The organism is Actinosynnema sp. NPDC020468, assembly GCF_040642015.1.
In the GTDB taxonomy this organism is placed as follows: Bacteria; Actinomycetota; Actinomycetes; order Mycobacteriales; family Pseudonocardiaceae; genus Actinosynnema.
In genome coordinates, this window is the sequence record NZ_JBFAEO010000052.1 from 1 (window position 1) to 26,522 (window position 26,522).

At 71.5% G+C, this 26,522-nt stretch carries 24 protein-coding genes; 9 read left to right on the plus strand and 15 right to left on the minus strand.

Translation table 11 applies throughout. The annotated features are described in order from the left end of the window. Positions 1-455: 455 nt before the first annotated feature. The 5 genes from gap to AB0G50_RS29425 all read left to right on the plus strand — a co-directional run bounded on the left by gap (position 456) and on the right by AB0G50_RS29425 (position 4,191). Entirely contained in the window at positions 456-1,460 is a 1,005-nt protein-coding gene (gene gap / locus AB0G50_RS29405; RefSeq protein WP_360114817.1) for a type I glyceraldehyde-3-phosphate dehydrogenase, read from the plus strand. Positions 1,461-1,529: 69 nt separating this feature from the next. Beyond that, positions 1,530-2,693, plus strand: coding sequence for a phosphoglycerate kinase (locus tag AB0G50_RS29410; RefSeq protein WP_360114820.1), 1,164 nt, complete (start codon positions 1,530-1,532; stop codon positions 2,691-2,693). Continuing rightward, positions 2,693-3,481, plus strand: coding sequence for a triose-phosphate isomerase (tpiA, locus tag AB0G50_RS29415; protein ID WP_360114823.1), 789 nt, complete (start codon positions 2,693-2,695; stop codon positions 3,479-3,481). The genes AB0G50_RS29410 and tpiA overlap by 1 nt, the downstream gene beginning before the upstream one ends. 91 nt (positions 3,482-3,572) lie before the next feature. Further along, entirely contained in the window at positions 3,573-3,803 is a 231-nt protein-coding gene (secG, locus tag AB0G50_RS29420; protein WP_360114826.1) for a preprotein translocase subunit SecG, read from the plus strand. Positions 3,804-3,846: 43 nt separating this feature from the next. After that, complete coding sequence (locus tag AB0G50_RS29425) at positions 3,847-4,191, plus strand: RNA polymerase-binding protein RbpA (RefSeq protein WP_360114829.1); 345 nt, start codon at positions 3,847-3,849, stop codon at positions 4,189-4,191. 580 nt (positions 4,192-4,771) lie between these two features. Here AB0G50_RS29425 and AB0G50_RS29430 read toward each other — a convergent pair. Next, positions 4,772-5,575, minus strand: a complete 804-nt coding sequence (locus tag AB0G50_RS29430) for a hypothetical protein (protein ID WP_360114832.1) — start codon at positions 5,573-5,575, stop codon at positions 4,772-4,774. Between the two features lie 193 nt (positions 5,576-5,768). On the opposite strand from AB0G50_RS29430, the gene AB0G50_RS29435 reads away from it, so the two are divergent. Then, a complete protein-coding gene (locus AB0G50_RS29435) occupies positions 5,769-6,512 on the plus strand; it encodes a hypothetical protein (RefSeq protein ID WP_360114835.1) in 744 nt (247 codons plus the stop codon). Continuing rightward, positions 6,509-8,185, plus strand: a complete 1,677-nt coding sequence (locus AB0G50_RS29440) for a serine/threonine-protein kinase (protein ID WP_360114837.1) — start codon at positions 6,509-6,511, stop codon at positions 8,183-8,185. The genes AB0G50_RS29435 and AB0G50_RS29440 overlap by 4 nt, the downstream gene beginning before the upstream one ends. Here AB0G50_RS29440 and AB0G50_RS29445 read toward each other — a convergent pair. The 8 genes from AB0G50_RS29445 to tkt form a co-directional block, all read right to left on the minus strand. Further along, a complete protein-coding gene (locus AB0G50_RS29445; protein WP_360114840.1) occupies positions 8,154-9,425 on the minus strand; it encodes a histidine kinase in 1,272 nt (423 codons plus the stop codon). The two genes, AB0G50_RS29440 and AB0G50_RS29445, sit on opposite strands and share 32 nt — an antisense overlap. 148 nt (positions 9,426-9,573) lie before the next feature. Then, a complete protein-coding gene (locus tag AB0G50_RS29450) occupies positions 9,574-10,194 on the minus strand; it encodes a hypothetical protein (RefSeq protein WP_360114843.1) in 621 nt (206 codons plus the stop codon). A gap of 71 nt (positions 10,195-10,265) precedes the next feature. Beyond that, positions 10,266-10,982, minus strand: coding sequence for a 6-phosphogluconolactonase (gene pgl, locus AB0G50_RS29455; protein WP_360114845.1), 717 nt, complete (start codon positions 10,980-10,982; stop codon positions 10,266-10,268). Further along, positions 10,979-12,049 (minus strand): glucose-6-phosphate dehydrogenase assembly protein OpcA, encoded by a 1,071-nt coding sequence (opcA, locus tag AB0G50_RS29460; RefSeq protein ID WP_360114848.1) that lies wholly within the window; start codon positions 12,047-12,049, stop codon positions 10,979-10,981. The genes pgl and opcA overlap by 4 nt, the downstream gene beginning before the upstream one ends. Next, positions 12,046-13,584 (minus strand): glucose-6-phosphate dehydrogenase, encoded by a 1,539-nt coding sequence (gene zwf / locus AB0G50_RS29465; protein ID WP_360114851.1) that lies wholly within the window; start codon positions 13,582-13,584, stop codon positions 12,046-12,048. The genes opcA and zwf overlap by 4 nt, the downstream gene beginning before the upstream one ends. Next, positions 13,581-15,206 (minus strand): glucose-6-phosphate isomerase, encoded by a 1,626-nt coding sequence (locus AB0G50_RS29470; RefSeq protein WP_360114853.1) that lies wholly within the window; start codon positions 15,204-15,206, stop codon positions 13,581-13,583. The genes zwf and AB0G50_RS29470 overlap by 4 nt, the downstream gene beginning before the upstream one ends. Positions 15,207-15,211: 5 nt before the next feature. Beyond that, entirely contained in the window at positions 15,212-16,324 is a 1,113-nt protein-coding gene (tal, locus tag AB0G50_RS29475; protein ID WP_360114854.1) for a transaldolase, read from the minus strand. A gap of 22 nt (positions 16,325-16,346) precedes the next feature. Beyond that, complete coding sequence (gene tkt, locus AB0G50_RS29480) at positions 16,347-18,440, minus strand: transketolase (protein ID WP_360114857.1); 2,094 nt, start codon at positions 18,438-18,440, stop codon at positions 16,347-16,349. Between the two features lie 264 nt (positions 18,441-18,704). On the opposite strand from tkt, the gene AB0G50_RS29485 reads away from it, so the two are divergent. Next, positions 18,705-19,628, plus strand: coding sequence for a heme o synthase (locus AB0G50_RS29485; RefSeq protein WP_360114860.1), 924 nt, complete (start codon positions 18,705-18,707; stop codon positions 19,626-19,628). 46 nt (positions 19,629-19,674) lie between these two features. On the opposite strand, the gene AB0G50_RS29490 is transcribed toward AB0G50_RS29485, so the two are convergent. The 4 genes from AB0G50_RS29490 to AB0G50_RS29505 all read right to left on the minus strand — a co-directional run bounded on the left by AB0G50_RS29490 (position 19,675) and on the right by AB0G50_RS29505 (position 22,774). Then, positions 19,675-20,277: a sigma-70 family RNA polymerase sigma factor gene (locus tag AB0G50_RS29490; RefSeq protein ID WP_360114936.1), complete on the minus strand. Its 603-nt coding sequence runs from the start codon at positions 20,275-20,277 to the stop codon at positions 19,675-19,677. Positions 20,278-20,421: 144 nt separating this feature from the next. Next, on the minus strand, positions 20,422-21,060 hold the full coding sequence (locus tag AB0G50_RS29495; RefSeq protein WP_360114863.1) for an HD family phosphohydrolase: 639 nt from the start codon (positions 21,058-21,060) through the stop codon (positions 20,422-20,424). Positions 21,061-21,139: 79 nt separating this feature from the next. Next, entirely contained in the window at positions 21,140-21,793 is a 654-nt protein-coding gene (locus AB0G50_RS29500) for a hypothetical protein (RefSeq protein ID WP_360114866.1), read from the minus strand. Between the two features lie 6 nt (positions 21,794-21,799). After that, positions 21,800-22,774: a hypothetical protein gene (locus tag AB0G50_RS29505; RefSeq protein WP_360114939.1), complete on the minus strand. Its 975-nt coding sequence runs from the start codon at positions 22,772-22,774 to the stop codon at positions 21,800-21,802. 292 nt (positions 22,775-23,066) lie between these two features. On the opposite strand from AB0G50_RS29505, the gene AB0G50_RS29510 reads away from it, so the two are divergent. Next, positions 23,067-23,636: an FKBP-type peptidyl-prolyl cis-trans isomerase gene (locus tag AB0G50_RS29510; protein WP_360114869.1), complete on the plus strand. Its 570-nt coding sequence runs from the start codon at positions 23,067-23,069 to the stop codon at positions 23,634-23,636. Positions 23,637-23,868: 232 nt separating this feature from the next. On the opposite strand, the gene AB0G50_RS29515 is transcribed toward AB0G50_RS29510, so the two are convergent. Together AB0G50_RS29515 and AB0G50_RS29520 are read right to left on the minus strand one after the other, a co-directional pair. Further along, positions 23,869-24,840: a quinone oxidoreductase gene (locus tag AB0G50_RS29515; protein WP_360114872.1), complete on the minus strand. Its 972-nt coding sequence runs from the start codon at positions 24,838-24,840 to the stop codon at positions 23,869-23,871. A gap of 78 nt (positions 24,841-24,918) precedes the next feature. Then, complete coding sequence (locus AB0G50_RS29520; RefSeq protein WP_360114875.1) at positions 24,919-26,508, minus strand: DUF885 domain-containing protein; 1,590 nt, start codon at positions 26,506-26,508, stop codon at positions 24,919-24,921. Positions 26,509-26,522 lie beyond the last annotated feature (14 nt).

The following is a 26,522-nucleotide window of genomic DNA, read 5'->3' on the forward strand; positions in this document are numbered from 1 at the left end:
TTCAGCGCTACCGCCGGCCAAACTACGAAACGGCCCCCTTGACGCATGTGGTTGCCTCCGGCAGGCCATACGGGGAGAACACGACGCCCTTCACCCCCGGAGGCGCTGCCCGTCCGGCGAGGACGCTTTTCGCTTTTCACGCAAGAAACACACCCCAAGACGGCACCCACCACCCCACCCCACCGCGCACCCCGACAACCACCCCAACACGCCAACCACAAGACCACCCCAGGAACCGGATTGGACCACCACCCACCACTGGTCCACCCCACCCACCCCGAACACGAACAGTCGTAGTTACTGAACCGTACGACTGGATTTTCTTGCTCGATAAAGAGATGCTGGTGGTCCACGTGACCAGGGCCGCAGCGCGGCGGCTAGGCTGGCAAGCGGCTGACCATGTCAGCCCGTCCACACCCTGGCGCACAGCCAGACGAGTATCGAGGAGACTCACCGTGACGGTTCGCGTAGGTGTCAATGGTTTCGGCCGAATCGGTCGCAACTTCTGGCGCGCCGTTCAGGCCAGCGGGCACGACATCGAGATCGTGGCCTTCAACGACCTCGGTGACGTCGACACGATGGCCCACCTGCTGAAGTACGACACCATCCTCGGCCCGCTGAAGGCCGACGTGAAGGTGACCGACGACGGCATCCAGGTCGACGGCAAGACCATCAAGGCGCTCGCCGAGCGCGACCCGGGCAACCTGCCCTGGAAGGACCTCGGCGTCGACATCGTGGTGGAGTCGACCGGCTTCTTCACCGACGCCAAGGTGGCGCGCAAGCACGTCGACGAGGGCGGCGCGAAGAAGGTCATCATCTCGGCCCCGGCCAAGAACGAGGACCTCACCATCGTGCTCGGCGTCAACGACCACGAGTACGACGGCTCGCAGACGATCATCTCCAACGCTTCGTGCACCACGAACTGCCTGGCCCCGCTGGCCAAGGTGCTGCACGACTCGTTCACGATCGAGCGCGGCCTGATGACCACGATCCACGCGTACACGCAGGACCAGAACCTCCAGGACGCGCCGCACAAGGACCTGCGCCGCGCCCGGGCCGCCGCGGTCAACATCGTGCCCACCAGCACCGGTGCCGCGAAGGCCATCGGCCTCGTGCTGCCCGAGCTGAACGGCAAGCTGGACGGCTACTCGCTGCGCGTGCCCGTGCCCACCGGCTCGGTCACCGACCTGACCGCGACCGTCTCCCGCGACACCACCGTGGAAGAGGTCAACGCGGCGTTCAAGGCCGCCGCCGAGGGCCCGCTGAAGGGCATCCTCCGCTACAACACCGACCCGATCGTGTCGAGCGACATCGTGACCGACCCGGCGTCCTCGATCTACGACGCGCCGCTGACCAAGGTCATCGGCAACCAGGTCAAGGTCGTGGGCTGGTACGACAACGAGTGGGGCTACTCGAGCCGCCTCGCGGACCTCGTGCCGTTCATCGCCGCGAAGCTCTGACCCATCGTCGCCGGGCACCGGTCGGGTCCACCCCGGCCGGTGCTCCGACCCCAGAGGGAAAGACAGGCTGTGAAGACTCTTAGCGACCTGCTCGCCGAGGGTGTCTCGGGTCGGCGCGTCCTCGTGCGCGCCGACCTGAACGTTCCCCTCGACGGCGACAAGATCACCGACGACGGCCGCGTCCGCGCGTCGGTGCCGACCCTCAAGGCGCTCGTCGACGCGGGCGCCCGCGTCCTCGTCGCCGCGCACCTCGGCCGCCCCAAGGGCGAGCCCGACCCCGCGTTCTCCCTGGCCCCGGTGGCCGTGCGGCTCGGCGAGCTGCTCGGCCGGACCGTGGAGCTCGGCACCGAGACGGCCGGCGACGGCACCGTGGTGCTGCTGGAGAACATCCGCTTCGACGCCCGCGAGACCAGCAAGGACGACGCCGAGCGCGCCGCCCTCGCCGACGAGCTCGCGGCCAAGGCGGACGCGTTCGTGTCCGACGGCTTCGGCGTCGTGCACCGCAAGCAGGCGTCGGTCTACGACGTGGCGCGCAAGCTCCCGCACTACGCGGGCGGCCTGGTGCTCGCCGAGGTCGAGGTGCTGCGCAAGCTCACCGACGACCTGAAGCGGCCCTACGTGGTCGTCCTCGGCGGCGCGAAGGTCTCCGACAAGCTCGGCGTCATCGCGAACCTGCTGACCAAGGTCGACCGGCTGCTCATCGGCGGCGGCATGGCCTACACCTTCCTCAAGGCACAGGGCCACGAGGTCGGCGGCTCGCTGCTCCAGGCCGACCAGCTCGAGCAGGTCACGGGCTTCCTCGCGGAGGCGGAGAAGCGCGGCGTGGAGCTGGTGCTCCCGGTCGACGTGCTGGCGGCGACGAAGTTCGCGGCCGACGCCGAGTTCGAGGTCGTCGCGGCGGACGCGATCCCCGCCGACCGGCAGGGTCTCGACATCGGCCCGGCGACGCAGGAGCTGTTCGCGAGCAAGCTGGCCGACGCGAAGACCGTGTTCTGGAACGGCCCGATGGGCGTGTTCGAGTTCGACGCCTTCGCCGGCGGCACCCGCGCCGTGGCGCAGGCCCTCGTCGCGAGCGACGCGTTCACGGTGGTCGGCGGCGGTGACTCGGCCGCGGCCGTGCGCGCCCTCGGCCTGCCGGAGGACGGGTTCTCGCACATCTCCACCGGTGGAGGCGCCTCCCTCGAGTACCTCGAGGGCAAGGAACTCCCCGGCGTATCCGTGTTGGAGGCGTGATGGCCCAGCGCACCCCGCTCATCGCGGGCAACTGGAAGATGAACCTCAACCACCTCGAGGCCATCGCCCTGGTGCAGAAGATCGCCTTCTCCCTCCCGGAGAAGTACTTCGCGAAGGTCGAGGTGGCGGTGCTGCCGCCGTTCGTCGACATCCGGTCGATCCAGACCCTCGTCGACGGCGACAAGCTGCTGCTCAAGTACGGCGCGCAGGACCTGTCGCCGCACGACTCGGGCGCCTACACCGGTGACACCTCGGGCCCGATGCTCGCGAAGCTCGGCTGCTCCTACGTCACCGTGGGCCACTCCGAGCGCCGCGAGTACCACCACGAGGACGACGCGACCGTCAACGCGAAGGTCAAGGCGGCGCTGAAGCACGGCGTGACCCCGATCTTCTGCCTCGGCGAGCAGCTCGACGTCCGCGAAGCCGGAAACCACGTCGAGCACACCACGAACCAGCTGGTGGCGGGCCTGGAGGGGCTCACCGCCGAGCAGGTCGGCAAGGTCGTCGTGGCCTACGAGCCCGTGTGGGCCATCGGCACCGGCAAGGTCGCCTCGTCGGCGGACGCGCAGGAGGTGTGCGCCGCGCTGCGGGCGAAGTTGGCCGAGCTGCACGGCGAGGAAGTCGCCTCGGTCGTCCGGGTGCTCTACGGCGGTTCGGTGAAGTCCGGCAACATCGGCGAGCTCATCGCGCAGAAGGACGTCGACGGCGCCCTGGTGGGCGGCGCGAGCCTGGACGCGGACGAGTTCTCGAAGCTGTGCGCGCTCGCCGCGGGCGGACCACTACCCTGACCTGTCGACACATCCCTACCACCGCGGTGGTCCACGGTCGGCAGTCGACCGGGTACTCTGTGGCGTCACCTGCCTGACAGCGAGGAAAGAAATGATCCTTTTCCTGCAGATCCTGTTGATCGTCTCCAGCTTGCTGCTGATCCTGCTGGTGCTGCTGCACCGCGGTCGAGGTGGCGGTCTGTCCTCGCTGTTCGGCGGCGGTATGCAGTCGAGCCTGTCCGGTTCCAGTGTCGTGGAGAAGAACCTCGACCGGCTGACGCTGTTCGTCGGCGCGGTCTGGATCATCTCCATCGTCGGCATCGGGCTGATGCTCAAGCTCTGAACAGGTAGCACAGGGAATCCACGTGGTGGGGGTGTGAGGGTCGATGGCTGGTGGTAACGCGATTCGCGGTACCCGCGTCGGCGCAGGCCCGATGGGCGAATCGGAGCGCGGCGAGTCCGCGCCCCGACGTCGGGTGTCGTACTGGTGTGCCAACGGACACGAGTCGCGTCCGTCGTTCGCGGTGGAGGCGGAGATCCCGGACAACTGGGACTGTCCGCGTTGTGGCCTGCCGGCGGGCAGGGACGAGCAGGCACCGCCTGCTCCTCCGCGGAATGAGCCCTACAAGACGCACTTGGCCTACGTGAAGGAGCGGCGCTCCGACGCTGACGGCGAGGCGATCCTCGAAGAGGCGCTCACCAAGCTGCGCAGGCAGCGGGAACTGCCTTAGGTTTGGGCGGTTTTCAAGGACGGCCCCCGGGGGTTCCTCGGGGGCCGTTTGCTGTTCGCGGGTGTGGCTTGGGGCCGTGTGGCTTGGGGCCTGGGGTGCCTGGGGTGTGTCTTGAGGGGGCCTGGGCTGCGGGTGTGTTGAGGGGTGGAGCTGTGGTGGCGGGTGTGTCTTGAGGGGTGGAGCTGTGGCGGTGGGGGGCGTCTTGAAGGGTTGAGCTGGGCTGCGGGGTGTGTCTTGTGGGGCGGCATGGCGGGGTGCGTCTTGAAGGGTTGAGCTGGGCTGCGCGGTGTGTCTTGTAGGGCGGCATGGCGGGGTGTGTCGTTGGGTGTGTTTAGGGCGTCCTCGCCGGACGGGCAGCGCCTCCGGGGAGGTAGGGCGTTGCGCGTTCTCCCCGTATGGCCTGCCGGAGGCAACCACATGTGACCAGGGGGCGCCGGCTTTCGAGTTCGGGTGGCGGTCCTGGGTTTTCGGCGCCCCCTGGCCACATGTGGTTGGGCTGCGCCCAGGCCATACGGGGAGAACGCGCCTGGGTGATCCCTGTGCGCTGCGCGCTGTGTGCTGTGTGCTGTGCGCGTGGTGGTCAGGGGGTTGCTCGTACTGCCGTCAGTTGGCGGCGTAGGAGGGTGGTGCCCACCAGGATGAAGAAGACCAGGACCACCAAGGTCGAGGTTGTGCCGCCGGTCGAGCTGGTCAGGGCCACGTCGACGGTGCCGACCAGGACGATGCCGCAGTCCGCCTTGATCAGGTGGCGGCCCGGGTCGATCGTGGTGAATTCGACTCTCGCGCTGAAGCGGCCGGTGGGGTCGGCCTTCGTGTTGCCCACGCTTTCGTCCTGGGAGGTCAGGCGGACGAAGGAGCCTGGGGGGCAGCCTGTTCCCGTCGCGGTCAAGGGGTCGCCCGGCTGGATGTTGTCCTTGTCCAGGGTCAGGGCGCCGTCGGTGTGGAACGTGGTGGTCGGGGGTTGGCTGCCCGAGGTCGACGGTGTGGTGGTCGTGGGCGTTGTCGTGGTGGTGGTGGCCGTCGTTGTCGTCGTGGTGGCCGTTGTCGTCGTGGTCGGGGCGGTGGTGGTCGTGGTGGGGGGTGGGGGTTGGGTCGTCGTGGTGGTCGGGGGTGGGGGTGTGGTGGTCGTGGTGGGGAACGGGATGACGACGAACGTTGTTCTGGCTTCGGTTTTGCAGGTCGAGTTGGACGCCAGGATCGTGTGGGTTCCCAGGGTGGCGTTGCCGGGGACGGTGGCGCCGATGGCTCCGCTGGGTGCGCCCAGGCCCGAGGCGACCGGGCCGCTGTCGAAGTAGTAGGCGGTGACGCCTCGGGAGCAGACGGTGGGGAAGCCGGACCACGAGATCGTGATCGGGGTGCCCGCCTGGCCGCTCGCGGGCTTCACGGCGACGGTCGGGGGGACCTGGGCCGACGCGGGACTGGTCACAAGGGTGGTAACGCCGTAGGCGACGGCACCGAGTAGAGCTAGTGTTCCTGCCGATCGCATACCGACTCCCGGACTCGTCCGCGTCCTTGAACTTCGAGGTGTCCCTGTGAGACGCATTATGAGCGGGGTCGGTTTACTGCTTCTTTGCGGGATGTTGCTCGGGGTCTCCCCGGCCGTCGCCGCGGTGGGCGGGGTGTCGATCAACGCCACTGTGGACGGCAAGCCGGTGACGGGCGACGAGTTGCTGCTCGATCCTTCCGGGAGCGCGCGGATCTCGCTCACGATCCACAACGGAACGGACCGGGTGCTGCACGTCAAAACCGTGCGGTTGTCGGGTACCGCGCTCGCCCTCACGTTCTTCTCCTACGACACGACGTTGCCGTTCGACGTGCCCGGCGGGGAGAGCGTGACTCGGGGGTTCGTGCTGGACCTCGACCAGCTCGGCAGTCAGGCGACCGGGTTGCTGCCCACCGAGTTGGCCGTGTTGGACGCCTCGCGGGACGTGATCGCGGGTGTCGAGACGACCGGTGACGTGCGCGGGTCGGTGTGGTCGGTCTACGGGATCTTCGGGTTGGCCGTGCTGCTGCTGACCGCGTTGGCGTGGGCGGGCGCGTTGTTCGCGTTGGCACGGCGGCGGTTGCCCGCGAACCGGTGGCAGCGGGCGATGCAGTTCCTGCCGGCCGGCATCGGGACCGGGTTGGTGGCGGTGATCTCGTTGTCGGTGCTCGGGGTGATGGCGCCGTCACCGGCCGCGGAGATCCCGTTCATCGTGGTCGCCGCGGCGGCCGCGTTGCTGCTCGGGTACCTGACGCCGCACCCGGCGCCGGCGGCACCGGTCGATCCCGAGGCGACGCAGCGGTTGACGCGACCGCTGCCGCCCGGTGGTGCGGCGTGAAGGCGCCGTCGCCGAGCGTGGTCGCCGCGCTCCCGCAGTACGACCTCGGCGCGCAGATCGGGCACGGCGGGATGGGCGTCGTGTACTCGGCGGTGCACCGGCCGCTCGGCCGGCCGGTGGCGATCAAGCGGTTGCCCGGGATCCTCGCCGAGGACCGGCGGATGAGCGAGCGGTTCGAGCACGAGGCGCGGTTGCTCGCCCGGCTCGACCACCCGCACATCGTGCCGGTGTACGACTACGTGCAGAACAACGGCGAGCACCTGCTGGTGATGGAGAAGCTGGACGGCGGCACGGTCTGGTCGCGGTTCACCGAGGTCGGGTTCACGCCCGCGCAGACGTGCGCGCTGGGGTTGGCGATGCTGTCCGGTCTGCACGCCGCGCACGGCGCCGGGGTGCTGCACCTGGACGTGAAGCCGAAGAACCTGCTGTTCACCGCGGGCGGGGTGCTCAAGGTCGCGGACTTCGGCATTTCCCAGGTGGTCAGCGAGGGCGCGACGCTGATGACGCACGGCGGCCAGGTGCTCGGCACGCCCGCGTACCTCTCGCCCGAGCAGGCGCTGGGCAACCCGCTGAGCCCGGCGGCCGACGTGTACGGCGCGGCGACGGTGCTCTACGAGCTGCTCAGCGGGCGGTTGCCGTTCGACAGCGGCGGCGGGCCGCTCGCGATGATCCAGCGGCACGTGCACCAGGAGCCGCGGCCGTTGACCGACGTGCCGGCGCCGCTGGCGCGCGTGGTGATGCGGGGTGTGGAGCGGGAGCCGGTGCGCCGCTACCGCAACGCGGAGACGTTCGCGATCGACCTGGCGGGCGCCGCGGCCGAGGTGTTCGGCGCCGACTGGCTGATGCGCGTCGGCACGCCGGTGCACCTGTCGCCGCAGGTGGCGGCGGCGAGTTCGCGGCCGGCGACCGGGTCGGTGATCCCGCGCGAGACGCTGAACATCCCGGTGCGCGGCACGATGGTCGAGGCGACGCCGCCGGTGCGGCTGGGTCAGCAGACGCTGGTGCCCGCGCGCGACCTGATCGACGGGCAGGAGCCCAGGCCCGCGCGGTGGTTCGGGTTGGCGGCCGCGCTGCTGGCCGCGGTCATGGTGGCGCTGCCGTTCAGCCTGCCCGCCTCCGACGTGCCGGTGCTGGCGGTGGACCTGAGCAAGCCCGTCGTGGTGCCGGTCGCGGACGGGGTCACCTCCGCCGAGTTCGACATCTGGGCGGCCGGGTTCTCGGTGGCGCGCACGGCCGGTGTGGTGGCCGACGGCCGGGCGACGTTCGAGCTGCCCGGCGCGGCGCGGTGGGTGGTCGGCGGCGCGGTGGACGCGGCCGTGACCACCAACACCGGTGTCACCGAGTACTCGTTGCAGCCGCCGCAGAACCCCATGATCAGCATCATGGGCGTGGGCAGCGGCGTGCTGCTGCTGTTCACCTTCGCCTACCTGGAGTCGCTGCTGCGCTCGCTGCGCCGGAGGCAGTCGGGCACGGCGGCGGTGGTGGCGTCCGCGCCGCTGGGGTTCGGGCTCGGCGTGGCGGTGCTGGTGCTGCCGTCGGTGCTGCTGCGCGTCGCGCCCGGTTTGTGGCCGGCCGTGGCGTGCGGGGTGCTGGGCGCCTCGGCGGCCGTCTGCACGGCCGTGGCGACGCGGCGTGCCGCGGCTAGTCGAGCGAGCGCGGCAGCGGGAACGTGACGCGGACGGCGAACCCGCCGTCGTCGGTGGGTCCCGCCTCGAACTTGCCGCCGAGCAGACCCGCGCGTTCCCGCAGGCCCACGAGCCCGTGGCCGCCGCTGGGCAGGCCGTGGCAGTCGCGCGGCGTGCCGGGCGGCTCGTTGCGCACCTCGACCTCGAGCCGGTCGCCCTCCACGGCCACCAGCACGGACGTGGGCGCGCCGTCGGCGTGCTTGCGCACGTTGGTGAGCGCTTCCTGCACGGTCCGGTAGGCGGCGCCGGAGATCGACGCGGGCAGGTCGACCACGCCGACGGCCAGCGACACCGGGAACCCGGCGGTCGCGACCAGTTGCGGCAGGTCGTCCACCCGGGGTTGCGGCGAGTCGTCGCCGTTGGTGGTCCGCAGCACGCTGACCAGTTGGCGCAGCTCGTCCAACGTGCGGGTGCTCAGCGTGCGGATGGTGCCCGCGACCCGCTTCGCGTTCGGGTCGGCCGCCGCCATCCGCAGCGCGCCCGCCTGCATCGCGATCAGGCTGACCTGGTGCGACACCACGTCGTGCATCTCGCGGGCGAGCCGGGCGCGTTCGTCGGCCCGCACGGCGTGCGCGTGCAGCAGGCGCTCGCGCTCCCGGCTGGCGGCCAGTTCGGCGATCCGCGCGGACAGCTCCTCGCGGGCGTGCGCGAGGAGCCCGATGGCGATGGGCATGCCGGCGACGATGCACCCGTAGATGGCGTCGTGGATGTGGGTTTTCCACTGCTGGGCGAGGAACTCGTCCACCGGCCAGATGAAGAACCGGCACAGCCACACCAGCGCGGCGCCCACCAGGGTTTCGGCGGCGAGCAGCCGGCGGCGGGCGAGGGTGCCCAGCGCGATCATGGCGGCCAGCTGGGACCAGCCGGTGAGGAAGCCGGGCACGGTGATCAGCACGACCAGGAACGGGTACTTGCGCCGGAACGCCACCGCGGCGACCGCGACCAGGGACAGCACCCACTGGTAGAGCTTCGCGTCGGGCACGACCCGCAGCCACACGTCGAGCGCCGCGATCGCGACCGCGCCGACGTCGTAGAACAGCTGCCGGTGACGGGCGAAGCCGGCTCTCAGGCTCCGCGCCGACCGGCCGGCGGAGCCGCCCGCCGGGGTCCGGGCGGCGGGGTTTTGGGCAGCACCCGGCACCCGTTCGGTCGGGACGCCGTTGACCCCACCGCTCGGCAGCCTTTCGACAGCGTCGCCGGTCAGGGTCCGACCTCCCGCATCAGCCATCCGCCGCCTGTCACCGTACTGCGCCGTCGTCACGCTTGGCATGACCGTCCTTCCGCCTCGCGTCGTCGACCCTCACCCAACGAGACGACCCGGTTACCCGAACGGGACGCGGACACCACCACAAAGTTGCGACCGCGAACGCCGGCCGTCACCAGGACAGGGTGATGTCCTGCGCTTCCGGGTGGTCGTCCCGACCGGTGAAGACCTCCACCGGGTACCCCGGGAGCCACGCCGACACCTCGTGGTCCCAGCCGTCCTCGAACTCGTACACGCCGAACGGGTGCCGCTCCACGAACTCCGCCAGGTGCCCGATCGCGGTGTCCGAGGTGTCCTCTTCCCACGCCCGGAGGAACGGCGCCGCCGTCGGGCGGGCGACGCGCGCGTCGGCGAGGAACGCGACCGCGTCGGCGCCGGGGTCGGCGAGCACCCGTCGCCAGCGGTCCAGGTGGAACCCGTCGAGCGCGGCGGACTCGGTCGGCGACCACGGGTGGGTCCCGACCCGCAGCAGAACCCCGGAGGCTTTCCCGAGCCCGTCCCACGGGTGCAGCTCCAGCAGGCGCGGCAGGAAGTAGCCGAACTCGTCGTCGCCCGCGTAGGCCACCTCGCCGACGTACGCGGCGAAGTCCTCGGCGCCCAGTTCCCGCCGGTCCACGCGGAGCAGCGACGCCACCAGGCGCGCCGGCACGCAGTGCGGCGTGCACAGGCCGAGGCTCCGGGGTTTCCGGTACCGCCGGAACGCCCGGTACAGCCGCTCCGCCGCCAGGTCCACGGCCGCACCCTCCCACAGCGAAGGGGCCGGGGTCGACGTCGCGTCGGCCCCGGCCCCTTCACAGTGACCCGCTACGGCAGTTGCGCCGCCGCCTCGGTGTCGAGGATCCACAGGGTGCGCTCGAAGCCCCGCGCGCCCGCCGCCGGCACGTCCACCTCGGACGCGCCCGCCAACGCCCGTGCCACGGGCTCCGCCTTCGCCGCTCCCGTCGTCACCAGCCACACCTCGCGCGCGGTGCGGATGGTCGGCAGGGTCAGGCTCACCCGGGTGGGCGGCGGCTTCGGGCAGTCGCGGACCGCGACCACCGTCAGGTCGTGCTCGTGCACGGCGGGGGAGTCGGGGAACACCGACGCGGTGTGGCCCTCCTCGCCGACGCCCAGCAGGAGCACGTCGAACGTCTCCGGCAGGAGTTCCGCGTACGCGCGCGCCGCCGCGTCCGGGTCGTCGCCGAAGCGGCCGTCGGACGGTTCCACGACGTGCACGCGCGCGGCCGGCACCGCGACGTGGTCCAGGAACGCCTCGCGCGCCTGGGTTTCGTTGCGGTCGGGGTGACCGGACGGCAGGAACCGCTCGTCGCCCCAGTACAGGTCCACCTCGGACCAGTCGACCGCGGGCAACGCTGGCGAGTGCCGCAGGTGCGTGAGCACCGCGTTGCCCGACCGGCCGCCGGTCAGCACCAGCGACGCCCGACCGCGGGCCGCCTGCGCGTCCACCAGGGCCGTCACCAGCCTCGCGGCCGTGGCGGCGGCCAGCACGTCGCCGTCCCGGTGCACCAGCACGTCGGTCACGACGACGCCTTCGCCTTGGCGGCCCTGGGCTTCGCGGCCTTGGCGGCCGGCTTCTCGGCCGGCTTGTCCGCGGCCTTGTCGGCCACGACCTTGTCCGACGCGGACTCGGCGGGCTTGCGCGCCGCCACCGTCTTCGCCGGCGTGCCGCGACCGCGCACGACCTTGCCCAGCGACTTCAGCGCGACCTCGTACACCTCGTCCGGGTCCAGTCGGCGCAACTCCTCCGACAGGCAGTCCCGCAGCTCGCGCCGGTGCAGCGCGAACCGGCGCTCGGGCTGGCCCGGCTGGAGCAGCGAGCCGATCTTGCCGTCCGGCCGGTTCAGCTCGACCGCGCCCGAACGGCGTTCCAGCCGCACGTTCACGATGCCCTCGCCCTGCGTGGCGCGGGACCGCTTCACCGGCACCTTCAACGCGCCCGCCAGCCACGCGGCCAGCAGGTCCGTCGACGGCGAGTCGCTCTCGCCGCTCACCTCGGCGTCGGTGACCTTCTCGAACGGCGGCAGGTCGAACGCCGAGGCGAGCATGGCCCGCCACAGCGTCAACCGGGTCCACGCCAGGTCCGTGTCGCCCGGCGTGTACGACGCCTTGCGCTGCTCCAGCGCCTTGATCGGGTTCTTCTCGGCCGCCGCGTCGGTGATCCGGCGCTGCGCGAGCGCGCCGATCGGGTCCTTCGCGGGAACCGGCGGCGCCTCGTTAGGCCACCACGCCACGACCGGGGTGTCCGGCAGCAGCAGCGGCACCACGCACGAGGCGCCCTCGTTGGCCAGCTCGCCGTACAGCCGCAGCACGATCACCTCGGACGCGCCGGCGTCGCCGCCGACCCGGATCTGCGCGTCCAGCCGGGGCGCGGCCTTGCGCGCGCCCCGGGCGACCACGATGACCCGGCACGGGTGCTCGCGGCTCGCGTCGTTCGCGGCGTCCACCGCGCCCTCGGTCTTGGCGCCGTCGTCGGTCACGATGACCAGCGTCAGCACCCGGCCGAGGGTGACCGCGCCACCCTCCTCGCGCAGGTGCACGAGTTTGCTGTTGACCTGCGAGGTGGTGGTCGAGGGCAGGTCGATGATCACGGACGCCTCCAGTGCCTGCCGGTGCGGGCCATCATCGCGTCGGCGGACGCCGGACCCCAGGTGCCCGCCTTGTACTTCTCCGGAGCGCCCGCGCCCGCCCAGTGCCGCAGCACCGGGTCGAGGATCTCCCAGGACAGCTCGACCTCGTCGTTCTTCGGGAACAGCGACGGCTCGCCCAGCAGCACGTCGAGCAGCAGCCGCTCGTAGGCCTCGGGCGACGACTCGGTGAACGCGTGGCCGTAGCCGAAGTCCATCGTGACGTCGCGGACCTCCATCGTGTTGCCCGGCACCTTCGAGCCGAACCGGATGGTGACGCCCTCGTCCGGCTGCACCCGCACCACCAGGGCGTTCTGCCCCAGCTCCTCGGTGGCCGTGTCGTCGAACGGCAGGTGCGGCGCGCGCTTGAACACCACGGCCACCTCCGTCACCCGACGGCCCAGCCGCTTGCCGGTGCGCAGGTAGAACGGCACGCCCGCCCAGCGGCGGGTGTTCACCTCGGCGGTGATCGCGGCGTAGGTCTCGGTGGTCGAGTCCTTCGAGAACCCGCCCTCCTCCAGCAGACCGGGCACCTTCTGGCCGCCCTGCCACCCGCCGGTGTACTGGCCGCGCGCGGTCGTCTCCGCGAGCGGCAGCGCCGGGCGGGTCGCCGAGAGCACCTTCACCTTCTCGGTGCGCAGGTCGCTCGGCTTGAACGACACCGGCTCCTCCATCGCGATCAGCGCGAGGAGTTGGAGCAGGTGGTTCTGGATCACGTCCCGGGCCGCGCCGATGCCGTCGTAGTAGCCCGCGCGACCGCCGAGACCGATGTCCTCGGCCATGGTGATCTGCACGTGGTCCACGTAGTTCGCGTTCCAGATGGGCTCGTAGAGCTGGTTCGCGAACCGCAGCGCCAGGATGTTCTGCACCGTCTCCTTGCCGAGGTAGTGGTCGATGCGGAACACCGACTCCTCGGGGAACACGGCGTTGACCGTCTTGTTCAGCTGCTTGGCGCTGGCCAGGTCGTGCCCGAACGGCTTCTCGATCACCACGCGGCGCCACTGCGACGGGTTCTCGCCCGACGCGAGCCCGGCCCGCTTGAGCTGGTTCACCACCGTGGTGAACGCGCTCGGCGGCACGGACAGGTAGAACGCGTGGTTGCCGCCGGTGCCGCGGTCGCGGTCCAGGTCGGCGATCGTCGCGGCGAGCGAGTCGAACGCCGAGTCGTCGTCGAACGTGCCCTGGACGAACCGGATGCCCTCGGCGAGCTGGTCCCACACGGTCTGCCGGAACGGCGTCCGCGCGTGTTCCTTCACCGCGTCGTGCACGACCTGCATGAAGTCCTGGTCCGCCCAGTCCCGGCGGGCGAACCCGACGAGCGCGAAACCGGGCGGCAGCAGGCCGCGGTTGGCCAGGTCGTAGATCGCGGGCATCAGCTTCTTGCGGGACAGGTCGCCCGTCACGCCGAAGATCACCAGGCCGCTGGGGCCGGCGATCCGCGGCAGGCGCTTGTCCCTCGGGTCGCGCAACGGGTTGCGCTGCTTGGAAGGCGCGGTCACGAGCCGTCCTCCTGGATCGCCTCGACCAGCTGCGCGAGCCCGGCCACCCGGTCCGTCAGGTGCAGCCGCAGCACGGGACGACCGTGCCCGGCGAGCACCTGGCCGTCGCCCAGCGCCTGCGCCAACTGGAGCGTGCCCAGGTCGTAGGGCCGGTCCGGCACGTCGAGGTGCGTCTCCGACGCGCCGGTGAGCTGGAGGAAGCCGCCGTTCTGGTGGCCGCCCTTGTGGTACTGGCCCGTCGAGTGCAGGAACCGGGGGCCCCACCCGAAGGTGGTCTGGAGGTGCGACCGCTGCGCCACCTCGGCGCGGACGAGCGCGAACGACGCGTCGTCCAGCCGGTCCAGGTACGCCTGCACGGACAGGTACCCGTGCGCCGGCACGGCCGCCACGAGCGCCTTCAGCGCCTCCGCGACCGTCTTCACGTCCGCGGGCAGCCAGCCCTCGCTCGGGTAGGCCTCGATCGGGCCGTCCACGAACGCGGGCACCGCGCTCGACGCGGCGGGGGAGTCCAGCAGCGACCTGGCCGCCTTCTTCGCCGCCTCCACGTCGGGCTGGTCGAACGGGTTGATGCCGAGGCCGCGGCCCGCGAGGGCGGTCGCGTACTCCCACAGCAGGAACTGCGCGCCCAGCCGACCCTCGACCGCCACCGACGAGGAGCCGGTGGCCGGTCCGATCGCGACGGTCGTGGCGTCCGAGCCCGCGTCCACGAACCCGGGCGCGCCCGGACCCTCGACCACGACGGGCAGCAGACCGGTGCCGTTCTTGCCGGTGGACTCGGCGATCAGCTGCTCGGCCCAGTCGCCGAAACCGGCGATGCCCGAGCCCGTGTCGGCGAACACGACCTTCTCCGCGCCGTGCGCGTGGGCCACGATCACCGTGGCCGCCAGCTTCACGGCGGGGTTGTCGGCCGAGTCCTCCGCCAGCCGGGGCGCGATGGCCGCCGCGTCGTCCAGCAGCGCGCCGATGTCGGCACCCGCCAGACCCGAGGGCACGAGGCCGAACGCGGTGAGCGCCGAGTACCGGCCGCCCACGTGCGGGTCGGCCAGGAACACCTTGCGGTACCCGGCTTCCCGGGCCAGCGACTCCAGCGGCGAGCCGGGGTCGGTGACCACGACGATCCGGGACGCCGCGTCCACACCGGCCGCGGCGAACGCCTTCTCGAAGATCCGGCGGTGGCTGTCGGTCTCCACCGTGCCGCCGGACTTGGACGACACCACCAGGACGGTGCGCTCCAGGTCGCCCGCGAGCGCGTCGGCCACCTGGCCCGGGTCGGTGGTGTCGAGCACCACGAGCGGGACGCCCGCGGTGCCGGTGACGACCTCGGGCGCGAGCGACGAGCCGCCCATGCCCGCGAGGACGACCCGGTCGACGCCCTCGGCCAGCAGTTCGGCGCGCAGCGCCTCGATCTCGGGCACCAGCGGGCGGGACGTCTCGTGCAACGTCGTCCACGCCAACCGGACGGACGCCTCGGCGTCCGCGTCGGGACCCCACAGCGTGTGGTCGCCGGCGGCGAGCTTGCTCGGCACCCCGTCCCGGACCAGGTCCTCGACGACGGTGGTGACCTGCTCCTCGTTGGGGGTGCGGACGATCTCCAGTGACAGCACCGGGATCTCGTCGGTCATGCTGTTCAGCCCTTCGCCTGGGTCAGCTGCCCGGTCACCGTGTCGAGCAGCTCGGCCCAGGACTTCTCGAACTTGTCGACGCCCTCGGTCTCCAGGACGGCGAACACGTCGTCCACGTCGATGCCGACGCGCGTGAGCCCGTCGAAGACCTCCCGCGCCGCGGCGGCCCTGCCGGTGACGGTGTCACCGGTGATCCTGCCGTGGTCCTCGACCGCGTGCAGGGTCTTCTCCGGCATCGTGTTGACCGTGTCGGCCACCACGAGCTCGTCCACGTACCGGGTGTCGGAGTAGTTCGGGTCCTTGACGCCGGTCGAGGCCCACAGCGGGCGCTGCGCGCGGGCGCCGTCGGCGACCAGGGCCTCCCAGCGGGCACCCGCGAAGAACTCCTGGAACGCCGCGTACGCCAGCACCGCGTTCGCGATGGCCGCCTTGCCGCGCAGGTCCTTCGCCTCGGACGTGCCCAGCGCGTCCAGCCGCTTGTCGATCTCGCTGTCCACCCGGGACACGAAGAAGGACGCCACGGAGTGGACGCCGCGCAGGTCGTGCCCGTTCGCCCTGGCCTGCTCGAGACCCGCCGCGAACGCCTCCATCACGTCGCGGTAGCGCTCGACGGAGAAGATCAGCGTCACGTTCACGCTGATGCCCTCGGCGAGCACCTTCGTGATCGCGGGCAGACCCTCGACCGTGGCCGGGATCTTCACCAGCAGGTTCGGCCGGTCGACCGTCTTGGCCAGGTCGAGCGCCTCGGCGATGGTGGCCTCGGTGTCGCCCGCGAGCCGCGGGTCGACCTCGATCGACACCCGGCCGTCGACGCCGTCGGTCGAGGTGTACAGGTCGCGGAACAGGTCGCACGCGTTGCGCACGTCCGTCGTGGTGATCTCGCGGACCGCGGCGGAGGTGTCCGCGCCGCGCGCGGCCAGCTCGCGGACCTGGCCGTCGTAGGCCGAGCCCTTCGCCAGCGCCGCCGCGAAGATCGTCGGGTTGGTGGTCACGCCGACGACGTGCTTGTCGGCGATCAGGCCCGCCAGGTTGCCGGTGTCGAGCCGCTCGCGGGACAGGTCGTCCAGCCAGATCGACACGCCGGCGTCGCTGAGAGCCGCCAGTGGGTTGGTGGTCATGTCATCTCCCCTGATGAGTGGTTCAGGCCCGGCCCAGCGACCGGCGCGCGGCCTCGACGACGTGCTCCGTGGTGAATCCGAACTCCTTGAACAGGGTCTGGTAGTCGGCCGACGCGCCGAAGTGCTCGATCGACACCGCCTCGCCCCGGTCGCCCACGAACCTGTGCCACGGCTGCGCGATGCCGGCCTCGACCGACACCCGCGCCGTCACGGCCTTCGGCAGCACCGACTCGCGGTAGGCCTCGTCCTGCGCGTCGAACCACTCGACGCTCGGCAGCGACACGACCCGCGTCGGCACGCCGTCGGCCTCCAGCACCTTCGCGGCCTCGACCGCGATCTGGAGCTCCGAGCCGGTGCCGATGAGGATCAGCCGCGGCTGCGCGGAAGCCTCGACCAGGACGTAGCCGCCGCGGCGGACACCCTCGACGGCCTTCTCCTTCGTGCCCTCCAGCACCGGGAGGTTCTGCCGGCTCAGCGCGAGGCCCACCGGGCCGTCGGTCTGCTCCAGCGTCGCCCGCCACGCGGCCGCGGTCTCGTTCGCGTCACCCGGTCGGAGGACCGCCAGGCCCGGGATCGCGCGCAACGCGGCCAGGTGCTCGATCGGCTGGTGCGTCGGGCCGTCCTCGCCCAGGCCGATGGAGTCGTGCGTCCACACGTAGGTGACGGCCGACTTCATCAGCGCGGCCAACCGGACCGCCGGGCGCATGTAGTCGGAGAACACCAGGAACGTGCCGCCGTACGGGCGGGTCGGGCCGTGCAGCGCGATGCCGTTGAGGATCGAGCCCATCGCGTGCTCGCGGATGCCGAAGTGCAGCGTCCGGCCGTACGGGTTGGCCTTCCACATGCCCGTGGAGATGCCCTCCGGGCCGAACGAGTCCGAACCCTTGATCGTCGTCAGGTTCGACTCCGCGAGGTCGGCCGAGCCGCCCCACAGCTCCGGCAGCACCGGGCCGAGCGCGGTCAGCACCTCGCCGGAGGCCTTGCGCGTCGCCACGCCCTTGGGGTCCGGGTCCCACGACGGCAGCGCGTCGGTCCAGCCCTCGGGGAGCTCGCGCGCGACCAGCCGGTCCAGCAGCGCCTTGCGCTCCGGGTTGGCCGCCGCCCACGCGTCGAAGGAGCGCTGCCACTCGGCCTTGGCCGCCTCGCCGCGCTTCACGACCTCGCGGGTGTGCGCCAGGACCTCGTCGGCGACCTCGAAGGTCTGCTCCGGGTCGAAGCCCAGGATCTTCTTGACCGCCGCGACCTCGTCGCCGCCCAGCGCCGCGCCGTGCGCCGCGCCGGTGTTCTGCTTGGTCGGCGCCGGGAAGCCGATGACGGTGCGCAGCAGGATGAACGAGGGCCGCTCGGTCTCCGCCTTCGCCGCCCGCAGGGCCTCGAGGATGCCCTTGACGTTCTCGCCGCCCTCGACGACCTGCACGTGCCAGCCGTAGGCCTCGTACCGCTTCGCGGTGTCCTCGGACAGCGCGATGGTCGTGTCGTCCTCGATGGAGATCTTGTTGTCGTCGTAGACCACGGTCAGGTTGCCCAGCTTCTGGGTGCCCGCCAGCGACGACGCCTCCGACGTCACGCCCTCCTCGATGTCGCCGTCCGAGGCGATGACGAAGATGTCGTGGTCGAACGGGCTCTGCCCGGGAGCCGCGTCCGGGTCGAACAGGCCGCGCTCGCGGCGCGCGCCCATCGCCATGCCCACCGCGGAGGCCAGGCCCTGGCCCAGCGGGCCGGTCGTGATCTCCACGCCGCGGGTGTGCTTGTGCTCCGGGTGGCCCGGGGTCTTCGAGCCCCACGTGCGCAGCGCCTTCAGGTCGTCCAGTTCCAGGCCGTAGCCGTTGAGGAACAGCTGGACGTACAGCGTCAGGCTGGAGTGGCCGGCGGACAGCACGAAGCGGTCGCGGCCGATCCAGTCCGCGTCCGCCGGGTCGTGCCGCAGGACCCGCTGGAACAGCGTGTAGGCGAGCGGCGCCAGGCTCATCGCGGTGCCGGGGTGGCCGTTGCCGACCTTCTGCACCGCGTCGGCGGCGAGCACCCGGGCGGTGTCCACCGCGCGCTTGTCGAGCTCCGTCCAGTCGTCGGGCAGAGTGGCCTCGGTCAACCGGGAAATGTCATCGGTGACGGACACGGACTTCCAGCTCCAAACTCACGTAGGCGGCGACCTGAAGGGCATTTCTCAATCAATCCCAGCAGGCCCGATGCGGGGTTTCACTCGTCCGCCGACAAGCCTAGTCGGCTGGTCCGACGCACGTGTGACTCACGCTCTGTGTGCGTACGCACAGGGCATACGCACCGGTTACCCCGCTCCGTTCACCGCCTACCCGAACGGGCTGCGCGCACCCCTCGCGGTTACCATCTGCGCATCCCCGACCTGGCAGAGGAGCGCGACGCGATGAGTGCCGTCACCGAGGCCCCGGCGCGGTCGCCCCGACAGGTCGTCGGCGCGTACGTGGCGCTGACCAAGCCCCGGGTGATCGAGCTGCTGCTGATCACCACCATCCCGGCGATGCTGCTCGCCGCCCGCGGCCTCCCGCCGCTGTGGCTGATCGCGTGCACCCTCGCCGGCGGCACCCTGGCGGCGGGCTCGGCCAACGCGCTCAACTGCTACGTCGACGCCGACATCGACTCGGTGATGAAGCGCACCGGCGCGCGGCCCCTGGCGCAGAACACCATCCCGCCGCGCAACGCGCTGATCTTCGGCATCGTGCTCGGACTCGTGTCGTTCGGGTTCCTGTGGATCACCACGAACCTGATCTCCGCGTTGTTCGCCGTCGCGACGATCCTGTTCTACATCTTCGTCTACACGCTGGTGCTCAAGCGGCGCACGTCGCAGAACATCATCTGGGGTGGAATGGCCGGCTGCATGCCGGTGATCATCGGCTGGTCCTCGGTGACCGGCACCGTCGCGTGGCCCGCCGTCGCGATGTTCGGCGTCATCTTCTTCTGGACGCCGCCGCACACGTGGGCGCTCGCGATGAAGTTCAAGGAGGACTACGCCCGGGCCGGCGTCCCGATGCTGCCCGTCGTCGCCACCGCCCAGCAGGTCACCCGGCAGATCGTCATCTACTCGTGGATCACCGTGGTGTGCTCGCTGCTGCTCGCGCCCGTCACGTCGTGGATCTACGTCGCGACCGCGGCCGTCTCCGGCGTCTGGTTCGCGGTGTTCGCGCACCGGCTGCACGGCGTCGTGCGGCGCGGCGGCTCCACGAACACGATGAAGTTCTTCCACATGTCGAACCTGTACCTGATGCTGGTGTTCTGCGGCCTGGCCGTCGACGCGGTCGTCGGCCTTCCCGTCCTCGGGTGGCCTTTCTAGGAGGCGGCCCGAGGGGGTCCCGGCGGCGGCCCGGGACCGTTTCCCGTCAGCGGGCCACCAGTTCCTGACGCCGGTCGGCGACCGCGTCCCGCAACTTCGTCAACGCGCGGTGCTGGGCGACCCGCACCGCGCCGGGTGTCGACTCCACCGCCTCGGCCGTCTCCTCCGCCGAGAGCCCGACCACCACGCGCAGCACCAGGATGTCCCGCTGCTTGGGCGGCAGGATCGCCAGCAGCCGCGACATCTCCTCGGACAGCTCGCCCCGGATCGCGAGCAGCTCCGGACCCGCCTCCTGGTTCGGCGCGTCCGGCACCTCCGCCACCGGCTCCGCCCGGTTCCGGGCGCCGAACCGGTGCGCGTCCGCCACCTTGTGCGCCGCGATGCCGTACACGAACGCCAGGAACGGACGTCCCTGGTCCCGGTAGGACGGCAGCGCCTTCAGCAACGCCAGGCACACCTCCTGCGCGACGTCGTCCGCCGACGTCAGCGAACCACCCAGCCGGGCCCGGCAGTACCGGACCACCGCCGGCCGCACCGAACCCAGCACCAACTCCACCGCCCGCCGGTCACCGGCCACCGCGGCGGCAACGACCTCCGGGGCAGCGGCGGAATCCCGTAACGCGACCGGCCTGTCGTCGGCGAACACCATCGAGAGCACCTCCACCCCCGCCGCGGTCGCGCGCACCGCGGCTATCACCCAGCTGTGTGAGGGGGACGCTCGGGTGAGGGAGGTCTGACGCGGGCGAACGCACTAATTTCACCGCGCGAACGGAGTAACTTCGAAATATCGCGTTTAGCCAACGGCCGACAGCAGACGGTCAACGGTCGGATCGTCCAACGACTCGACGATGCACTGCCACAGCTCCAGGTTCGCCGTCGCCCACCGCGAGTACGTCGCCGCCGCCTCCGGGTCGTAGAAGTAGTAGCCCTCGTCGTGCTTGCCCGCCTGCTCGCCGACGATCTTGTGCGCCAGTTCGCGCAACGAGATGCCGTTCTCCTCGAGGTACTTCGGCGCGAGCACCACCGGCGTCACCGGCAACGCCTTGAACAGGGTGTCCGCGTCCGACAGCGCCTGCGCCTCCGGCGAGATGCCGCGGTGGCGGGTCCGCATCTCCGCCTCCTCCACCACCGCGTCCACCCGCGCGGCCACCCCGTCCGGCACACCGGCCCGGCGCAGGATGCCCAGCCGCAGGTCGCGGCCGTCCACCGGCAGCGAGTTGCGGCGCACCATGTAGTTCACGTCGTGCACCAGGGCGGCCACCTCCACCAACGCCGCGTCCGAGCCGTTGCGGCGCGCGAAGTGCACCGCCTTGTCCCGCACGAAGCTCACGTGGTGCCACCCGTGGAACTGCAACCTCGCCGCGAGGTCGCGGCACATCCGCGCCACCTCGTCCTCCACCCACCTGATCGACTCGCTCGACACCGTGCTCATCGGACCCTCCCTGGTCGCGGGGGGCCGATGGTAAGTCCGCACGGTGCGAGAGCGATTCGCGTCCGGCCGGGTCAGGGTGCTACAGGCCGGCGACCAACTCCTCCAACCGCGACTCCACCGGCACGTGCCGGTGGCTCACACCCGTGTCCGGGTCGAACGACAGGCTCCACGGTCGCACCGCGCGCGACTTCACCAGGAACGTCAGCGTGTCGTCGGCCGCCCGCGGGATCCGGTGGAACTGGTCGGCCAGCATCGTGCCCGACGCGCCCGTGCCCGCCTCGTCCCGGCGCAGCAGGCTCGTGGACAGGATCGCCCGCCCCGGGCCGTCCAACCGGGCCGAGAAGCGTTCGTGCAGGTAGGAGCCCTGGAGCAGGACCGTGCAGAAGTGGTAGCGGTGGTTGTGGATGGAATCGGCGTACCCGCGCCGCCAATCCCGCTGCGGCTTGTACTCGTGCAGCCAGAACGTGAACGGCTCCGCCGCCTCGTCCCGCAGGCACCACGCGAAGTGCGTCGTCGTCTCCCGCGACCTCGCCACCAGCCGCATCTCGTCCTGCGGCGACAGGGCGCGGAGGTGCGCGCGCAGCCGGCCCCGCAGGTCCGGCCGCGACGCCCACTCCCCGAACCGGGCACCCACGGCGCTCCAGCGGTCGAGGACGGGGGGTTGCGCCGGCGAGGAAACGGAGACGAGCGTGGCCAGCTCCGCCAACGCGGAGAACCCGGTATCGGTCGGCACGACCTATCAGCTCCCCAACTGAGCCGAAGCGGAGAATTCCCGGCGGAACTCGTGGAACTTCTCCTCCAACGAACGGAAACCGGGCTCGGTCCACGCCGCACCGGTGATCTTCTCGGCCAGCACCAGAAAGTCCGCGCGCGTGGTGCGCGGTGTGATGGCCACGTGCAGGCCCGCCCGGGAATTGCTGATGCGGAGGAACTCGGCGCGTTCCATCCCGTACACGAAGGAACCCTCGGAAAAGCGCAACGTGCGCGGGTAGAGCCGCACCACACCCGCGCTCGTGTTGCTGTACAACGCCAACCAGGCGCTGTCGTCGAACAGTTCCAACCGGTCGAGCGGCGGGTCCGACACGATCGTCAGGTCGATCCGCGCGCACCGGCTCCGGGCCAGGAACAACCCCACCAGCCCCACCGACACCTGCTCGCGCAACCGCGCCACGATCGTGTCGTAATCGCCGTCCGCGCCCTCGTTGCGCAACAGGTAGCGCGCGCGGCCGCTGATCGCGTCGTCGTCCTTCGGGTCGGCCAGCACCGCCCTGAGTTCGCACTCCGACTGCGCGAGCAGCACCCGGCACGCCGCGTACCGGCCCGCGAAGCCGCGGAACCCGTACAGCCTGGTGCGCTCCAGGTCCTGCATCATCAGCTGGTTGAACGCCGGGTCCGGGCGCGTCGTCGGCTCGAACACGTGGCTGGGGAAGAACTCCCGGTCGAGCGAGCGGTACTCGGCGGCCAGGTCGTGCAGCGCCTTGCGGCTCTCCTCGACCACCGGCGCGAGCAGCGAGCGCTGCGCCGCCGAACTCGTCACCAGGGTTTGCGTGAAGCCGACCACCGCGGAGATCAGCGTGCCGGTGCCCAGAGAGGTCACGAGCGTCCGGCCGGTGCCCGGTTCCAGGCCGCCGGAAATGGTGAGCGCGAGCACCGCGGTCACCACGAGAATCAACAGGAGTAGACCCGTCCTGGTCCAGAACAATTCCTGCAACAGGGTGTGGCGAGCGTTGTCGGTTGTGTTGTCGCGGGCGTTCTGGCGGACGCCGACGGGCTCCGCGGACACGAGCTGTCACCTCCTTGGTCGGCACCTGGTCGGACGAATCCACTGGGTTTCCGATCAAGTGCGCGGAGTTACTGTACGCGCGTGTCCCGGCGCGCGAAAGCGGTAATTCGGTGCACATTTGCGGTTTCAATTTTCCGTTGCCTCGACGCACGGTGACCGCCATTGGGCCGGCCGGTGGGCCTGGCGTCCGGTCGTCCTCGGCCGACCCATAAGCTCCGCAACCATGCGTGCTGTCGATCGACCCACCCTGCTTCTGGCGGCCCTCCTGTCCGCCGGAATGGCGCTGTCCGCGTGCTCCGCCGGCGACCGCCCGGCCACCACCTCGGCGGGTGCGCCCGCGAAGACCACCTCGGCGCAGGCCCAGGCCCTGCCGGCGCCGACCGGCCCCCCGTGCTCGCCGGACCAGTACAAGGTCGACGGCGAGCCGGGCAAGAAGCCGACGATCACCGTGCCGGCGGGCTGCGCGCCCCAGGACGGCCTGCTCGTGAAGGACCTGACGGTGGGCACCGGCGCGGAGGTGAAGCAGGGCTCGTCGGTCGAGGTCCAGTACGTCCTGGCGACCTTCCGCGACCGCAAGACCCGCGAGGCGAGCTGGGACGACAAGCCGTACACGGTCCGCAACGTGGGCCAGGCCTCGGTCGTCCAGGGCTGGAACGAGGGCCTGATCGGCCTGAAGGAAGGCGGCCGCCGCCTCCTCGTCGTCCCGCCGGACAAGGGCTACCCGGAGGGCAACGGCGCGATCCAGCCCGGCGAAACCCTGGTCTTCGTCATCGACGCCCTGAAGGTCGGCTGACCCCGACCCCCGCCACTCGCCGACGGCCCGCGCCTCCTGAAGCGCGGGCCGTCGCCCGTTCGGGGACCGATTCCGGCGTCTTCTCCACGCCGCCGGCCGAATGTCCACACGACCGAGCGACTCCGACCCGGCGATCACACCGCGCAGCCCGCACCCGGGATCCGGTCGCACGACCCGTGCCCGGACCGCGAGGTGGTCCGACCCGCGTCGGACCACCCCGCGACCGCGCGGACTACGGGGTGAGCAGCAGTTTGCCGGTCGTCCGCCGACCCTCCAGGTCCTCGTGGGCCCGCTTCGCGTCGGACAGCGCGTACCGCCCGCCGATCCGGACCTTCAGGGAGCCGTCCGCCACCGCGCCGAACAGCTCGCCCGCGCGCCAGTCCAACTCCTCGCGGGTCGCCGTGTAGGCACCCAGCGACGGCCGGGTCAGGAACAGCGAGCCGTGCTGGTTGAGGATCTGCGGGTCCAGGGGCGGCACCGGGCCGCTCGCCGCGCCGTACAGGGCCAGCAGACCGCGCGGGCGCAGGCTCGCCAGGCTGCCCTCGTAGGTCGACGCGCCCACGCCGTCGTACACCACGTCCACCCCGGCGCCCGACGTCAGCGACCGCACCCGCGCCGCGAAGTCCACCTCGTCGTACCGGATCACCTCGGCCGCGCCGGCCTCCCGCGCCAGCGCCTCCTTCTCCGCCGTCGACACCGTGGCCAGCACCCGCGCGCCCCGGGCCGCGGCCAGCTGCACGAGCAGCAGCCCGACCCCGCCGGCCGCCGCGTGCACCAGCACGGTGTGCCCACCCGACACCTCGAAGGTCGACCGCACCAGGAAGTGCGCCGTCAACCCCTGCAACGGCAGGGCCGCCGCGACGTCGTCGTCCACGCCCTCGGGCACGAGCAGCGCGTCGGCGGCCGGCACCACGGCCTGCTCCGCGTACGACCCGAGCGTGCCGTGCCACGCCACCCGGTCGCCCACCCGGAACGACGTCACCTCGGCGCCGACCTCGACCACCCGGCCCGCGCCCTCCAACCCGATCCCGAACGGGAGGGGCAGGGGGTAGCGGCCCGCGCGGTGGTAGGTGTCGATGTAGTTCACGCCCGCCGCGGCCACGTCGACCAGCAGGTCGCCCGGACCCGGGGTCTTCGGGTCCACGTCGGTGTACTCCAGCACCTCGGGACCGCCGGTCCGGTTCACCACGACTGCCTTGGCCATCAAGTCCTCCGTTGTGCGAGAAGATCCGTTCGGGACAACCGCGCGCGCCGACACCGTGTTCCGCGCCGCCGCGGCGTCTCAGGAACCGAGAACGACCCGGCGCGCCAACCCCAGCGGCAGCGCGCCGGAGCCCGCGATGGTGTCGTGGAACGACTTCAGCGACCCGGTGTACTCCGCCCGGATCGCCTCGATCTCCAGCGCGCCGGTCAGGTACGACGGCGCCTGCGTCGGCCACGCGCAGTACCGGCTCACCTCGCCGACGGCCGTGCCCCGGGTCAGCGACGTCTTCGTGGTCATGAAGTCCTCGGCCTGTGCGACGGTCATGTCACCGCAGTGCAGCGCGGTGTCCACGATCATCCGCGCGGCCCGGAACAACCGCGCCTCGACGTGCGCCAGCTCCTGCTCCCGGGTGGTGAAGTAGCCGTGCTCGCGCAACAGCTTCTCCGCGTACAGCGCCCACCCCTCGGCGAAGTACGGCGTGCGGAACACCTTGCGCACCGGCCGGTCCTGCGCCGCGAGCCACGACAGGTGCCAGTGGTGACCGGGGTACGCCTCGTGCACCGCGATGGTCGCGAGCTGGGCGCGCGAGTTCGTCCGCAACCGCTCGGCGGTCTGCTCGGCGGTGAAGTCGTCCGGCGGGAACGGCACGAAGAAGTGGCCGACGCGGGCCGAGGTCAGCGGCGGCGGTGACATGTACGACGCCACGGACAGCACCGGCCGCTGGAACGCGGGCGACGGCACGACCTCGCAGCGCTCGCCCTCGGCGAACGTGACGAGCCCGTGCTCCACCAGGAACTCGCGCGCCCGCAGCGTCTCCGCCTCGTACTCGGCGCGCATCGCCTCCGGCGTCGGCGGGTGGTCGTCCTGGAGCCCGGTCATCACCGAGTGCCAGTCGGCCGTGCCGGCCAGCTCCCGGATCTCGGCCTCCAGCTCCGCGTACGCGGTCCGCCCGCGCTCGTGCAGCTCGGCCGCGCCGTACCCCAGCACCTCCTGCTCGACGAGCAGCGTCGAGTACAGCGGCTCGCCCATCCGCCAGTCGCCCCGCGCCTCGAACCCGCCCAGGAACGCGGCCAGGTCGTCGAACGCGGCGGCGGCGGGCTCCGCGGCCTCGACCAGCCGGGCGCGCAGGCCCGGGTCCTCCACGAGCGCGGGCAGCGTCCGGGTCAGGAACGCCCGACCGGTGCCCGCCTGCGCGGCGCCGCGCTCCACGATCGCGGGAGCGGCCAGGTCGGGGTCGAGGTTCGCCCGGCACGCCGCCGTGATCGCGGGCACCTCGGCCAGCCGGGCGACGACCCGCGCCACCAGCTCGGGCTCCGGGCGCAACCGGTTGAGGAACGACGAGTACAGCGGGTAGAGCGCGGCGCCGGTGTAGACCGACGGGTCGCGCCGCCACGCGGGCCAGGCCGCCTTCGCGACCGCGCCGCGCAGCACCGACACCACCAGGTCCCGGTCGACGGCCTCCGCCGGGTCGGCGGTGTCCAGCGCGGTGAAGCGGTCCAGCCACCCGGCGGCCTCGCGCTCGTAGGAGAGGAACGCCTCCGCGCGGAAGTCGCCCAGGGTGTGGTCGTGGTCCAGCGAGCCGAGCATGGCCGCGGAACCGGGCACGCGGTCGAACTGCCAGGCGAGGAAGTCACCGACGAGTCGGGACGGTGTCGTGGTTTCGGTCACGTGCACGGAAGTTA

Bases quoted from the DNA above. Each gene is read 5' to 3' on its own strand.
- AB0G50_RS29445 (WP_360114840.1), bottom strand. From the start codon at position 9,425: ATGGCTGATGCGGGAGGTCGGACCCTGACCGGCGACGCTGTCGAAAGG.
- tal (WP_360114854.1), bottom strand. From the start codon at position 16,324: ATGACCACCAACCCACTGGCGGCTCTCAGCGACGCCGGCGTGTCGATC.
- tpiA (WP_360114823.1), top strand. From the start codon at position 2,693: ATGGCCCAGCGCACCCCGCTCATCGCGGGCAACTGGAAGATGAACCTC.
- AB0G50_RS29515 (WP_360114872.1), bottom strand. From the start codon at position 24,840: ATGGCCAAGGCAGTCGTGGTGAACCGGACCGGCGGTCCCGAGGTGCTG.
- AB0G50_RS29425 (WP_360114829.1), top strand. From the start codon at position 3,847: ATGGCTGGTGGTAACGCGATTCGCGGTACCCGCGTCGGCGCAGGCCCG.
- AB0G50_RS29495 (WP_360114863.1), bottom strand. From the start codon at position 21,060: ATGAGCACGGTGTCGAGCGAGTCGATCAGGTGGGTGGAGGACGAGGTG.
- AB0G50_RS29435 (WP_360114835.1), top strand. From the start codon at position 5,769: ATGTTGCTCGGGGTCTCCCCGGCCGTCGCCGCGGTGGGCGGGGTGTCG.
- secG (WP_360114826.1), top strand. From the start codon at position 3,573: ATGATCCTTTTCCTGCAGATCCTGTTGATCGTCTCCAGCTTGCTGCTG.
- AB0G50_RS29490 (WP_360114936.1), bottom strand. From the start codon at position 20,277: ATGGTGTTCGCCGACGACAGGCCGGTCGCGTTACGGGATTCCGCCGCT.
- AB0G50_RS29510 (WP_360114869.1), top strand. From the start codon at position 23,067: ATGCGTGCTGTCGATCGACCCACCCTGCTTCTGGCGGCCCTCCTGTCC.
- AB0G50_RS29485 (WP_360114860.1), top strand. From the start codon at position 18,705: ATGAGTGCCGTCACCGAGGCCCCGGCGCGGTCGCCCCGACAGGTCGTC.
- AB0G50_RS29470 (WP_360114853.1), bottom strand. From the start codon at position 15,206: ATGACCGACGAGATCCCGGTGCTGTCACTGGAGATCGTCCGCACCCCC.